12 protein-coding genes and 1 pseudogene are annotated in these 12,972 nt (G+C 67.3%); 5 read left to right on the top strand and 8 right to left on the bottom strand.

Annotated features, from left to right (window positions below; translation table 11 throughout):
* Nucleotides 1-36 precede the first annotated feature (36 nt).
* The 3 genes and pseudogenes from EGT50_RS14765 to EGT50_RS14755 form a co-directional block, all read right to left on the bottom strand.
* The gene (locus tag EGT50_RS14765) at nucleotides 37-1,104 is read right to left on the bottom strand and encodes a hypothetical protein (RefSeq protein WP_127955423.1); all 1,068 of its coding nucleotides are present in this window, start codon (nucleotides 1,102-1,104) and stop codon (nucleotides 37-39) included.
* A 426-nt stretch (nucleotides 1,105-1,530) separates the two neighbouring features.
* Nucleotides 1,531-1,725 (bottom strand): annotated as a pseudogene (locus EGT50_RS14760) (DapH/DapD/GlmU-related protein); the annotation flags it as partial.
* A gap of 7 nt (nucleotides 1,726-1,732) precedes the next feature.
* On the bottom strand, nucleotides 1,733-2,017 hold the full coding sequence (locus EGT50_RS14755; RefSeq protein WP_127955422.1) for a DUF2277 domain-containing protein: 285 nt from the start codon (nucleotides 2,015-2,017) through the stop codon (nucleotides 1,733-1,735).
* Nucleotides 2,018-2,230: 213 nt separating this feature from the next.
* Between EGT50_RS14755 and EGT50_RS14750 the strand changes: the two genes are divergently transcribed.
* Nucleotides 2,231-3,145 carry a bile acid:sodium symporter family protein gene (locus tag EGT50_RS14750; protein WP_127955421.1) on the top strand — a complete coding sequence of 305 codons (915 nt, stop codon included), beginning with the start codon at nucleotides 2,231-2,233 and terminating at the stop codon, nucleotides 3,143-3,145.
* Between the two features lie 4 nt (nucleotides 3,146-3,149).
* Here the strand turns inward: EGT50_RS14750 and EGT50_RS14745 are convergent, their stop codons facing one another.
* From EGT50_RS14745 to EGT50_RS14730, 4 genes are all read right to left on the bottom strand, one after another.
* Nucleotides 3,150-4,304, bottom strand: a complete 1,155-nt coding sequence (locus tag EGT50_RS14745; protein ID WP_127955420.1) for an acetyl-CoA C-acetyltransferase — start codon at nucleotides 4,302-4,304, stop codon at nucleotides 3,150-3,152.
* A 21-nt stretch (nucleotides 4,305-4,325) separates the two neighbouring features.
* Nucleotides 4,326-4,949, bottom strand: coding sequence for a TetR/AcrR family transcriptional regulator (locus EGT50_RS14740; protein ID WP_127955419.1), 624 nt, complete (start codon nucleotides 4,947-4,949; stop codon nucleotides 4,326-4,328).
* A 138-nt stretch (nucleotides 4,950-5,087) separates the two neighbouring features.
* Entirely contained in the window at nucleotides 5,088-5,897 is an 810-nt protein-coding gene (locus EGT50_RS14735) for an SDR family oxidoreductase (protein ID WP_127955418.1), read from the bottom strand.
* Nucleotides 5,894-7,105, bottom strand: coding sequence for an acyl-CoA dehydrogenase family protein (locus tag EGT50_RS14730; protein ID WP_127955417.1), 1,212 nt, complete (start codon nucleotides 7,103-7,105; stop codon nucleotides 5,894-5,896). The genes EGT50_RS14735 and EGT50_RS14730 overlap by 4 nt, the downstream gene beginning before the upstream one ends.
* 67 nt (nucleotides 7,106-7,172) lie before the next feature.
* Between EGT50_RS14730 and EGT50_RS14725 the strand changes: the two genes are divergently transcribed.
* From EGT50_RS14725 to EGT50_RS14710, 4 genes are read left to right on the top strand one after another with little or no spacing between them, the layout of a single operon-like run.
* Entirely contained in the window at nucleotides 7,173-8,750 is a 1,578-nt protein-coding gene (locus tag EGT50_RS14725; protein ID WP_127955593.1) for a FadD3 family acyl-CoA ligase, read from the top strand.
* Between the two features lie 57 nt (nucleotides 8,751-8,807).
* Nucleotides 8,808-9,947: an acyl-CoA dehydrogenase family protein gene (locus tag EGT50_RS14720; protein WP_127955416.1), complete on the top strand. Its 1,140-nt coding sequence runs from the start codon at nucleotides 8,808-8,810 to the stop codon at nucleotides 9,945-9,947.
* Nucleotides 9,944-10,960, top strand: a complete 1,017-nt coding sequence (locus EGT50_RS14715; RefSeq protein ID WP_127955415.1) for an acyl-CoA dehydrogenase family protein — start codon at nucleotides 9,944-9,946, stop codon at nucleotides 10,958-10,960. The genes EGT50_RS14720 and EGT50_RS14715 overlap by 4 nt, the downstream gene beginning before the upstream one ends.
* Complete coding sequence (locus EGT50_RS14710) at nucleotides 10,957-12,093, top strand: acyl-CoA dehydrogenase family protein (RefSeq protein ID WP_235870768.1); 1,137 nt, start codon at nucleotides 10,957-10,959, stop codon at nucleotides 12,091-12,093. Before EGT50_RS14715 ends, EGT50_RS14710 begins: the two co-directional genes overlap by 4 nt.
* Before the next feature lie 52 nt (nucleotides 12,094-12,145).
* Here EGT50_RS14710 and EGT50_RS14705 read toward each other — a convergent pair whose 3' ends face one another.
* Nucleotides 12,146-12,958: an HAD family hydrolase gene (locus tag EGT50_RS14705; protein WP_127955414.1), complete on the bottom strand. Its 813-nt coding sequence runs from the start codon at nucleotides 12,956-12,958 to the stop codon at nucleotides 12,146-12,148.
* Nucleotides 12,959-12,972 lie beyond the last annotated feature (14 nt).

Here is a 12,972-nt window from a genome sequence, read left to right as displayed (position 1 = left end):
TGGGGCGGACCCGCGCCCGGGTCCGCCCCACCTGTCTCATGCCTGGATGCCGGTACCGACGGCGTCGCTGATCATATTTGATGCGAGACCAAGGGACGAGTCGCTGTAGAACGTCTCCAGACGCTCGTCCACACCCTCGAGGAACTGATCACCGCCGGGCACTGACGCAACCAAATCGCGTGCCTGGCGGTCGACTTCGGGCGCCAAAGCGGCGACGCCGCGCACCGCCGCCGCAGCCAAGTTGAGGCCAGGGGTGGCCTCCCACTGCGCGAGGGTCTCCTCCGTCCAGGCCTGGATTCCCGGCTTGTCGATGTCCGGGATCGACATGTCCTTCGGCTCGCCGAGATCGCCGGCGCCGACGGCGGTACCGACCGCAGCGCCCACGGCGCCAAACGCCACAGCCGCGGGGATGCCCAAGAGCGCCGCACCGGCGGCAGCGCCGACGGGATTGATAGGGCCTCCGCCGACCGCTGCACCCATCGCGGCGAACCCAGTGCCGAATGCAACCGCACCGGCTGCAGCCCCTCCGAGCCCTGCGGCGGCGACCCGGTCGGCACGACTGGTCTCGACGCCGATCGAACGCCAGAAGTTCGACACCTCGGCCTCGATGACGGCGGAGGTGTTGTTGGTACGGGCGAGGTCGCCGTCGGTGACCCAGTTGGGCTGCGGCGCATGGTGAGTGCCCAGACGCAGCGTGTCGCGCGGAGCGATGATCGGCGCGGTGGGCTCTACTTGCGTCGGCAGGTGCAGTTCCTGGATTTGGATGGGTTCGACCTGGTAGTCGTCGGGCGCGTCGTAGGTGTTGGTCTCGTAGTCGTAGTTTTCGAGCGGCTGATATTCGATGTTCTGGTACTGGGCCGGCAGTTCAACCCAGTACAGGGGCTCAGGCTGCTCGGGCGCCGAGGTGACGCCGCCTTGTGTGGACGGAGCTGACGTCACGCCGCCCTGCGTCTCGGGAGCGGATGTGACACCACCCTGCGAGGGCAGTTGGTTCGGCGCTGCCTGTGCCGCGCCGGACGCGGCCACGATCACGGCGGCCGCAGCGGATGGAACGATCGCGACGCGCGCAGCCTTTCCCACGCGCTCCTTGTGGTGCTTACCCATCTATGGAATTCCCCCTCGCCGTTCTGGACGTAATCTCGATCGGTCCGACCTGGAGCAGCGCGCCGAAGAAGGGGGACGTTCGGTGGTCCGGGATGAAGCAGGGGTCGATACGGCGAACGAACGAAGCGCCGCTCACGCGGGCAGTTGAACGCACGCCAATCCCCATCGGCAACAACGCTGCCCCCGTCTCGATGATGTCTTCCCCGTCGACCCGAGGCCCCCAGGTCAGACCCTTGCTTCGGGAACTCTACACGGGCCGGGCCGACACTCTCGAGGCACCCCTCGACGGCGCCGTAGCAGCCGACTTACGTTGGTCCGCGGTCGCCGGAATGTCTGTAGATATCTCCTACCGCGTCATGTAAGAGCCCGTCACCAATGGTCGCACCTACCGACGATCAGGTGAAAGTTTGTGTGGCAGCATCCGCCTCATGGCACCGGTTTGACCACCCGGCATGGATTCCCTGCAGCGAAGACGTGCCCCGGAACATCCTTCGTCACGACGCTGCCTGCCCCGATCGTGGTGTTGTCGCCCACTGTCACCCCTGGACAGACCGTGACGCCGCCGCCCATCCAGACATTGTCGCCGATGGTGATCGGCGCAGCCGTCTCCCACCGCTGTCGCCCTTTGTCAGGAAGCCGTGGCCGTACCGCGTGCGGCGATCCGCTCTCGTACCTCGGGCCGTCGCAGCGGCGGGACGGTCTTCGGTGGCTGCCGGCGCGGTGGCAGGGCTGCGAGCAGTTCGGCCGTCGTCGCTGCAACCTCCTCGACGGCCTTCTCGAAGGCGGCCCGGTTGGAGTCCGAGAGTTTCTGGATTCCGCTGACCTTGCGCACGTACTGCCGGGCAGCGGCTTCGATCTCCTCGGTGGTGGCTGCCGGTTCGAGCCCGCGCAGCTCCGTGATGTTTCGGCACATGCCTCGAACGGTAGTCCCGTGAGACGCCGTCCGGAAGCGTTCCGAAGGCAACCTCACCGGCTGTCCGGCTGACGACCCGGGTACCCGACGATGCTCACTTGCAGCATGTCCGAATCCGTCTCGCACCGTTGATATTCGGGCATTCCAGCCTTCCCGCCACTAATTCGTCGCTACTGTGCGCGACACACCAGTACACGAGGAACGGCGAAAATCATGGACTCACCCCTGGCCACCGTGGCCCTACCGGCCGCGCTCGCGATCATCATGTTCGGACTCGGCCTCTCACTGACGGTCGCCGACTTCGTCCGCGTCGCACGGCATCCCCGCGTCGTCACGATCGCGCTGGCATGCCAGTTGCTGATCCTGCCCGCGGTCGCGTTCGGGCTGGTGCTGCTGTTCGACCTGCCGCCACTGCTCGCGGTGGGCATGATGGTGCTCGCCGCCTCGCCCGGTGGCACCACGGCGAACCTGTTCAGCCACCTCTACCGTGGTGACGTCGCGCTGAACATCTCGCTCACCGCCGTCAACTCGGTGATCGCGGTCGTGACGCTTCCGATCGTCACGAACTTCGCGCTCGGCTACTTCGAGCCCGATACCGGGACATCGATGGGCATGCAGTTCACCAAGGTTCTGCAGGTGTTCGCGATCGTGCTCATTCCGGTCGTCATCGGAATGCTGGTGCGGGCCAAGCGCGCCGTCTTCGCCCATCGCATGGATCGCCCCGTGCGGATCGCGTCAGCGCTCGTGCTGGTGCTCGTCATCGCCGGCACCATCGTGGCCGAGCGTGAGAACGTCGGTAGCTACCTCGCCGACGTCGGCATGATCACGACACTGTTCTGCCTCGCGAGCCTGACTGTGGGCTACTGGATTCCGAAGCTCCTGGGCGCCGACAAGCGCCAGTCCATCGCGTGTTCGATGGAGATCGGCATCCACAACAGCACCCTCGCGATCGCGATCGCGATCAGTGTCCTCGACAGTGTCGACATGGCGATCCCCGGCGCCGTCTACGGAGTGGTCATGTTCCCTGCCGCCGCTGCCGTCGGATGGCTGATCACCCGGGGACGGGCCGAAACGACCGATGCCCTCCCGGCCCGTGACAGGGCCGAGAGGGCAACGGAAGCGGGCTAGCTCGTCAGCCCTGGATGCGCTCGATGATCGTGACGTTCGCGGTGCCGCCGCCCTCGCAGATCGTCTGCAGGCCGTAGCGACCGTTGGTGCGCTCGAGCTCGTTGAGCAGCGTCGCCATCAATTTGGTGCCGGTCGCACCGAGCGGATGACCGAGGGCGATCGCGCCGCCGTTGACGTTGACCTTGGCAGGGTCGGCTCCCAGCTCCTTGATCCACGCGAGCACGACGGGAGCGAAGGCCTCGTTGATCTCGACCAGGTCGATGTCATCGAGGGTGAGACCCGTCTTCTCGAGCGCGTGCCGGGTGGCCGGGATCGGCGCACTCAGCATGAAGATCGGGTCGTCACCACGGGCGCTGACGTGATGGATGCGGGCGCGTGGCTTCAAGCCGTACTTCTTCACGGCCTCTTCCGACGCGAGCAGCAGGGCGCTGGCGCCATCGGAGATTTGGCTGGCGACGGCGGCAGTCATGCGACCGCCCTCGACCAACACGTTCAAGCCGGCCATCTTCTCGAGGCTCGTCTCACGCGGGCCCTCGTCGGTGGTGACGTCACCGACCGGCACGATCTCGTTGTCGAAGCGGCCCTCCGCGATCGCAGTCTTGGCGCGCTCGTGGCTCCTCAGCGCCCACTTCTCGAGCTCCTGACGGCTGATGTCCCACTTGTCGGCGATCATCTCGGCGCCGCGGAACTGCGACACCTCCTCGCCGCCGTAACGCTCCGTCCAGCCCTTCGACTCTGCGGTCGGAGTGCTGAAGCCGAACTCCTTTCCGACGATCATGGCGGCCGAGATCGGGATCTGACTCATGTTCTGGACGCCGCCGGCGACGATCAGGTCCGCGGTGCCGGCGAGGATCGCCTGTGCGCCGAACTGGAGGGCCTGCTGGCTCGAGCCGCACTGACGGTCGACCGTCACGCCCGGGACGTGTTGCGGCAGGCCCGCGGCCAGCCATGACATGCGCGCGATGTTGCCGGCCTGTCCGCCGATCGCGTCGACACAACCGAAGATGACGTCGTCGACGTTGGCCGGATCGATACCGGTGCGCTCGACGAGTGTCTTGATGATGTGGGCGCCCAGGTCGATCGGGTGGACCGGGGCAAGGCCGCCGTTCTTCTTGCCGATCGGGGTGCGGATGGCGTCGACTATGTAAACCTCGGACATTGACGGCTCCTGGTTGTCGAGTTACTTGCGGACGTCGGGGCTCGTGAGCCCGTCGAGAACGATGGAAAGGTACTGCTTGGCGACGGCCTCGGCGGTCATCGAGCCGCCCGGCCGATACCAGCGCACGGCCACCCAGACGGTGTCGCGCATGAAACGGAAGACCAGTTCGATGTCGAGATCCTGGCGGAAGCTGCCATCGGCGACACCAGCCTCGAGCACCCCGACCCACAGGTTGCGGAACTCCTGTTTGCGCTCGGCGAGGTACGCGAACCGCTCATTGGAGGCGAGGTGCTTGACCTCGTCCTGATAGATCGCGACCGCGCTGTGGGAGGCGTCGATGGCCTCGAACGAGGCGATCACGAGGGCCTCGAAGGTCTCACGTGAGCCCAGGTTGGAGTCGACGATCTCGCGGTAGCGTCCGAAAAGGTCATCCTGGAACCCCCGCAGGATCTCGTCCACCATGGACTCCTTGGAGTCGAAATGGTGGTAGAGACTGCCGGACAGGATGCCCGCCGCGTCGGCGATATCGCGCACGGTGGTGGCCCGCAGGCCACGCTCGGCGAACAGGCTGGCGGCGAGCTCGAGAAGCTCGGCGCGACGCCCGGACTTGTTCGAAGACTCGTCGGCGCCTCGGGGTGGGGTCATGCTCGGTATCCTACCAACCAAGCGATTGCTAGGGCTTCGTTCTTCGCTCGTCGGGCGCCGTTCCGGGGCGCCCCAATGCGGCATCGGTTCAGTTCATCTGCACCGATGCCACGCTCGGCCACGCTCATGGACGGCGACTTACGCGCGCTGGCTGGAGATCGAGACGATCTCGCCGGTCAGGTAGGTGGTGTAGTCGCTCGCGAGCATTGCAATGGTCGCGGCGACCTCCCAGACCTCGGCGGCGCGTCCGTAGGCCTCGCGCGACGCCAGGGTGTCGAGCAACTCGTCGCTCGTCACCTTCGCCAGGAAGGGGTGGCGTGCGATGGACGGCGCGACCGCGTTGATACGCACGCCGTACTCCGCAGCCTCGATCGCCGAGCAGCGGGTGAGCGCCATGACACCGGCCTTCGCGGCGGCGTAGTGCGACTGTGAGTGCTGCGCACGCCAGCCCAGCACCGACGCGTTGTTCACCAGGACACCGCCGTGTTCGACGCTCTTGAAGTAGCGCAGCGCAGCGCGGGTGGCACGGAAGGTGCTGGTGAGGGTGATGTCGACGACGCGGTCCCACTGCTCGTCGGTCATATCGACAATCGGGGTCTCGCCACCGAGGCCGGCATTGTTGACGAGAACATCTATGCGGCCGAGCTTCTCGGCGGCACCGGCGATGAGCGCATCGACCTGTTTGGTGCTCGAGACATCGCACACGAACGACTCGACCCGCGGGCCACCGAACTCGCCCGACAGTTTATCGACGGTCTCGCCGAGACGACGCTCGTGGAAGTCGGATACCAGCACGTCTGCACCCTCGAGTAGCGCGCGACGTGCGGTCGCGAAGCCGATGCCGGTTCCGGCTGCAGCCGTCACCACGACCTTCTTGCCCTTCAGCAGGTTGTGGCCTTCGATCTCCTCCGGGACGACAGACAGGGGGGACTTCACAGTGGCGGTCACGGGCGTGCCTCTCGGGGAAGGCCGAGCACGCGCTCGGCGATGATGTTGCGCTGGATCTCGTTGGACCCGCCGTAGATGGTGTCGGCGCGGGTGAACAGGAACAACCGTTGCAGGTCGTTCAGTTCCTCGCCCGGCTCGGTGTTCTCGACGCCCACCAGCGAGGCCGCACCCTGAACCTCCATCGCGAGCTCTCCGAGACCGCGGTGCCAGTTGGCCCACAGGAGCTTGGCGACCGACGCCTCGCCACCGCTGGTGCTGGCGTCGACACTGGCGAGCGTGCGCAGCGCATGTGCACGGATCACCTGCAGGCTCATCCACGCACGGGTGAGCTTGTTGCGGATCGCGGGATCCTGTGCGGCACCGTTACGCTCGGCCAACTCGACGATCGAGGCGAGCTCACGGGCGAAGCCGATCTGCTGACCGAGAGTCGAAACGCCACGCTCGAAGGTGAGTGTGCCCATCGCGACGCCCCACCCGTTGCCCTCACCGCCGACGACCAGGTCGGCGTCGGTGCGGGCGTCGTCGAAGAACACCTCGTTGAACTCGGATGTACCGGTGAGCTGGATGATCGGGCGAACCTCGACGCCCTCCTGCTTCATCGGAACCAGCAGGTACGACAGGCCTTTGTGGCGGGACGAGCCCGGCTCCGTGCGCGCCACGACGAAGCACCAGTCGGCGAGGTGCGCGAGCGACGTCCACACCTTCTGGCCGTTGACGACCCATTGGTCCCCCTCGAGGCGCGCCGTCGTCGACACGTTCGCGAGGTCGGAGCCTGCGCCGGGCTCGGAGTAGCCCTGACACCACAGTTCGGTGACGGTCTTGATGCCCGGGAGGAAGCGCTTCTTCTGCGCCTCCGTGCCGAACGCGATGAGCGTCGGGCCGAGCAGCTCCTCGCCGATATGACTCACGCGCGCAGGCGCGTTCGCACGCGCGTACTCCTGGTGGAAGATGACCTGCTGGCTCAACGTCGCCTCGCGGCCGCCGTACTCCTTCGGCCACCCGAGGCAGGTCCAGCCGGCGGCGGCCAGGTGGCGGTCCCACTCGAGACGTTCCTCGAACGCCTCGTGCTCACGTCCCGGCCCGCCCAGGCCCTTCAGTTCGGCGAACTTCCCAGTGAGGTTCTCTTCCAGCCAATCACGAATCTCCCGCGCAAAAGCCTCGTCAGCGGCTGTCCTAGCGCTGGTCTCAATACCCTGGCTAACGTCCACAGCGATACGGTACCCTACCAAGCACTTGCTTTGTAGGCCTCGTCGAGGAGAGATTGTGAGCACGACTGTGACCACCGAGCCCCGGACGACCCCGGCCGCGCTGTGGCGCGCCGCTGAGCAATTCGGATCGAACGAGGCTGTCGCGGACGGATCGGACCGCATCACCTACACCGAGCTCCTCGATCGCGTGCGCACCGCGGCTCGGGCGCTGATGGCCAAGGACATCGAGGCCGGCGACTGCGTCGCCGTCTGGGCCCCCAACACCCACCACTGGGTCGAGATCTTCCTGGCCGCCCAGTACGTCGGCGCCACCCTGGTTCCCATCAGCACCCGCTACACCGGCCACGAGGCACTCGAACTCCTCGAGCGCACCCGGGCCAAGGCCTTGGTCGTGCCCGACCGTTTCCTCGGCAACGACCGTCTCGCAAACCTTCTCGAGGCCGCCGGGCCCGACGGCCTTGCCGCGCTCAAACTCGTCGTGCGCACCCCATCCGACGATCCCTCGTCCGATGCATCGACGACCGAACTGCCGGGCGGCGAGATTCTCGAGTGGGATCAGCTGCCGGCCGCGGCCGAGGCCGTCACCGTCGAGGCCGCCGACGCCCGCGCCCGCGCCGTCTCGCCCGACGACGTCGCCGACATCCTGTTCACCTCGGGCACGACCGGAAAGTGCAAGGGAGTGGTGACCGCTCACCGGCAGACGGTCGGCATCGCCGACGCGTGGGCCGAGTGCGCCGAGGTCGAACCGAACGACCGCTACCTGATCATCAACCCCTTCTTCCACTCCTTCGGCTACAAGGCCGGAATCATGGTGTGCATCCTGCAGGGCGCCACCATGGTTCCGATGGCCGTCTTCGACATGCCGAAGGTGATGGCGATGATCGCCGACGAGAAGATCAGCGTCCTGCCCGGCGCGCCGACGATCCACCAGTCGATACTGGACTTCCCGAACCGCGCAGACTTCGACCTGTCGAGCCTGCGGGTCGCCGTGACCGGCGCGGCCACGGTCCCGGTCGTCCTCGTCGAGCGCCTGCAGTCCGAGATCGGCTACGACGCCGTCCTCACCGCCTACGGGCAGACCGAAGCCGTCGTGGTGACGATGTGCCGCACCGACGACGATCCCGTCACCGTCGCGACCTCGTCCGGCCGGGCGATCCCCGGCATGGAGGTCAAGATCGGCGAGCAGGGCGAGATCCTCGTCCGTGGCGAGAACATCATGCTCGGCTACCTCGACGACCCCGAGGCGACAAAGAAGACGATCGACGAGGACGGCTGGCTGCACACCGGCGACGTCGGGGTGCTCGACGAACGCGGCTACCTCGACATCACCGACCGTCTCAAGGACATGTACATCTCCGGCGGATTCAACGTCTACCCGGCCGAGGTCGAAAATGCCCTCGCACGAATGGAATCCGTTGCCGAGGCGGCCGTCATCGGTATCCCGGACGAGCGGATGGGCGAGGTCGGCCGCGCGTACGTAGTTGCGAAGCCGGGCGCGACCGTGACGGAGGGAGAGGTCATCGCATTCTGCAAGGAGCGGCTGGCGAACTTCAAGATCCCGCGCGAGGTGAGGATCGTCAGCTCTTTGCCACGCAACGCTTCCGGCAAAGTGCTCAAGAACGATCTGCGCGAGGGCAAGGCATGACGGGCAGGGCCTCCTTCGGGGAATGGACGTCAACAGTATGAAAGCGAAGGCGAAATAGTGGATCTCGAACTGGATGAGAAGGCCCGCGCCTTCCAGCTGGAAGTGCGCGAATGGCTCGCCGCCAACGTCCCGGCGGAGCCACTGCCGTCGATGGACACCGCGGAGGGCTTCGAGGCCCACCGCGAGTGGGAACGCAAGCTGGCCGACGCCCGGCTGTCGGTGGTCTCGTGGCCGTCGGAGCTCGGGGGCCGCGACGCGTCGATGATCGAGTGGGTGCTCTTCGAGGAGGAGTACTACAAGGCCGGCGCACCGGGTCGAGTCAGCCAGAACGGCATCTTCCTGTTCGCACCGACACTGTTCGAGCACGGCACCGAGGAGCAGCTGGCACGGATCATGCCGCGCATGGCCCGCGCCGACGACATCTGGGCGCAGGCCTGGTCGGAGCCGGAGGCCGGCAGCGACCTCGCCGGCATCCGCTCTACGGCACGCCGCACCGAAGGCGGCTGGATCCTCAACGGGCAGAAGACCTGGAGCTCGCGCGCCGCCTACGCGGATTGGGGCTTCGGCATGTTCCGCTCCGACCCGGAGGCGCAGCGCCACAGGGGTCTGACGTACTTCATGTTCCCGCTTACCGCGGACGGCGTCACGGTGCGCCCCATCCCCCAGCTCGACGGCGAACCGGGCTTCGCGGAGATCTTCTTCGAGGACGTGTTCGTCCCGGATGCCGACGTCGTCGGTGAGGTCGACAACGGCTGGCGCGTGGCGATGAGCACAGCGAGCAACGAGCGCGGCCTGTCGCTTCGCAGCCCGGGCCGGTTCACCTCTGCGGTCGACCGGCTGATCGAGGTGTGGAAGGCCCACGCCGACGCCACCGACACTGCAGCCCGCGATCGCGTCGTCGACGCGTGGATCGGAGCCGAGGCGTACCGCCTGCACACCTGGGGCACGGTCACCCGCATGCTCGAGGGCGTCCCACTCGGCGTCGAGGGTTCGATCAACAAGATCTTCTGGTCCGAACTCGACGTCCGCATCCACGAGACCGCTCTCGATCTGCTGGGCGCCGACGGCGAGCTCGCCGGCAAATGGCAGGACGGCTACCTGTTCTCGCTATCCGGCCCGATCTACGCCGGTACCAACGAAATTCAGCGCAACATCGTTGCCGAGCGTCTGCTCGGACTCCCGAAGGCGGATCGATGAAATTCTCCCTGTCCACCGAGCAGCGTGACTTCGCGGACAGTCTCCGCGCTCTGCTCACAGGCGCCAACACTCCGGCCGTCGTCCGTGCGTGGGGCGAGAACGACACCGCGTCCGGACGCGCGCTGCTCCAGCAGCTCGCCGAGACCGGCGTGACCGCGCTCGCCGTGCCCGAGGAGTTCGACGGCATCGATGCCCATCCGGCCGACCTGGCCGTCGCGTTCATCGAGCTGGGCCGCGCTGCGGTCCCGGGCCCGATCCTCGAGACCGCCGCCGCCGTCCCGGCCCTGCTGTCGTCGCTGGGAGACCAGCAGTTGGCCAAGCGCTTCCTGCCCGGCATCGCCGAGGGTTCCTCGCTCGCGTCGCTGGTCTTCGAGCCGTCGACACCGCGCGCCCTCGACGGCGACCTTGCCGACCCGGTGCTGCGTGTCTCCGGTGACACCCTCGAGTTGGTCCGCGCGAGCACGCGACTCGAATCGGTCGACCCGGCCCGTCGCCTGTTCGAGGTCGAGCCGGTCGAGACGCTGGCACAGGGTCCGGACGTCGCCGTCGCCGCGCAGAAGGCCTACGACCTAGCCGTTCTCGCCGTCTCGGCACAGCTGATCGGCGCCGGCCACGCGATGATCGACATCTCCACCGAGTACGCCAAGAACCGCTCGCAGTTCGGGCGCGTCATCGGCAGCTTCCAGGCCGTCAAGCACCATCTCGCCGACGCCCTCGTCGCCGTCGAAATGGCGACCCCCCTGGTGTACGGCGCGGCGATCTCCATCGCCGAGGGCTCAGAAGGCTCAGAAGGCTCAGAAGGCACTGCCACCGTCGGACGCGACGTCTCGGCCGCGAAGGTCGCCGCCGCGAACGCCGCCTACCTGGCATCGCGCAAGGCGCTGCAAGTTCACGGCGCGATCGGCTACACCCTCGAGTGCGACCTGTCGCTGTGGCTGACCAAGGTGCGCGCCCTGCAGTCCGCGTGGGGCACCGCCGCCGCGCACCGTGCACGGATTGCGAGCGCGCTGTGAGTGGGGTCGGAGTGTTCACGGAGGAGCAGCTCGAGCTCCGCAAGACGGTTGCCCAGCTGCTGAACAAGCGCGCCGACGCGGCCGCGCTGCGCCGAACGCTCGAGTCCGGCGAGGCGTTCGACCGCGGCCTGTGGGAGGTGCTGTGCCAGCAGGTCGGTGTCGCGGCGCTCGCGATCCCGGAGGAGTTCGGCGGCTTCGGTGCCACCGTCGTCGAGCAGCATCTGGTGCTCGAGGAGCTCGGTGCGGCGTTGACGCCGTCACCGATGTTCGGTTCGGTGGTCCTGGCCGCGCAGGCGATCCTGGCGTCGGGCAACACCGAGGCGTGCGAGCGCCTGCTGCCAGGTATCGCCGAGGGTTCATCCATCGCCGCGCTGTGCTGGGTGGGTCCCGAGGGCCGCTGGCGCAGCAAGGATGTCGCGTGCACAGCCTCCGGCCGCGATGCCGACGGTTTCACCGTCTCGGGCACCGCGCATTATGTGCTCGACGGCGCACATGCAGACGTGCTGATCGTCGCGGCGTCAGTCGAGGGTGAGGACGGTGCGATCGCACTGTTCGAGGTCGATCCGTCCGCTGGCGGCGTGACGCGTCGCGCGCTGCCGACCATGGACCTGACCCGCCCGATGTCGGTGGTGGAGTTCGCATCCGCCCCGGCCGTGCGGCTCACTGTCGGCGACGCGTCCGCTGCGCTCGAGCGGGTCCGCGACATCGCGATCGTCGCGCTGTCCGCCGAGCAGGTCGGTGCCGCGGCGCGCTGCCTGCAGATCACGGTGGACTACAGCAAGGAACGTGTGCAGTTCGGTCGCGCGATCGGCAGCTTCCAGGCGCTCAAGCACCGCATGGCCGATCTGTACTTCCTGGTGGAGACGGCGCGGTCCGCTTCGTACGCGGCGGTCCATTCGCTGGGCGAGGGGCTGCCATCGGCTGCTGCGGATGCCGCGGTCGCGAAGGCCTACTGCTCGGAGGCGTTCAACGCCGTCGCCGGCGATGCGATCCAGTTGCACGGAGGCATCGCGATCACGTGGGAGCACGACGCGCACCTGTTCTTCAAGCGCGCCCACGGTAGCTCGCAGCTGTTCGGGCAGCCCGAGCAGTATCTCGAGGAGATGGAATCGTTCGCGGGTCTGCACACGTGAGTTCGGGTCTTGCGCCGGGGCGCTGATCGGCCCCGGTGTAGTCAAAAAGCAGTCAGGCCAGCAGTTCCTCGAGGTACTGCGCGACGCCGTCATCGTCGTTGCTGGGTAGCACCCGCTCGGCCAGCGCACGCGCCTCCGGCAACGCGTTTTCGGGGCACAGCGCGGCGCCACCCCAGGTCAACATCGGTACGTCGTTGACGCCGTCACCGATCACCGCAACCTCGTGCGCTGCAATACCTCTCGATGCGCAAAGCCTCGCGAGTGCGCTGGCCTTCGACACACCTGACGCCGCCATCTCGATGTACGGGGCACCCGAGTGAGTCAGCTCGACCCCATCGATTCCGGCCGTGAGCGCCAGACGGTAGAGCTCACGACCGGGCACCTCGGGATGCCGAGCGACGATCTTGACCATCGGCTCCCCCATCCGCGGCAACCGCTCCTCGAGGATCATCTCGTCGAGGGTCCGTTGGTGGTCGGTGTGGTCGCACAGCGCCGCGTACTCGGGCTCGGCCACGAAGGTAGTGGGCCCGACGTTGGCGAACACCACGCCCGGCACGAGCGTGCGGACACGGTCCATGACCGCGACGGCCTCGGTGATCTCGATCGAGACGGTGGCGGTGATCTCGGGGGTGCCCTCGGCGAGGTCGAGGGTGATCGCACCGTTGGCGCAGATCACTTCGCCGCGGAACCCGCACGAGAGGGCCAGCGGACCGACCGAGTGCCGGGCGCGGGCGGTCGCCCACACCACCTCGATGCCGGCATCGCTGGCCGCGGCCATCGCCCGGGCCGTCCGCTGTGAGACCGTCCCGTCGGACCGCAGCAGGGTCCCGTCGAGGTCGGATGCCACCAGCCTGATTCGCGTCACCCCCCGATGATCGC

This window comes from Rhodococcus xishaensis (genome assembly GCF_004011825.1).
GTDB classification, from domain to species: domain Bacteria; phylum Actinomycetota; class Actinomycetes; order Mycobacteriales; family Mycobacteriaceae; genus Prescottella; species Prescottella xishaensis.
The sequence above is the reverse complement of the archived record's forward strand: the minus strand, read 5'-3'. Positions and strand labels throughout refer to the sequence as shown.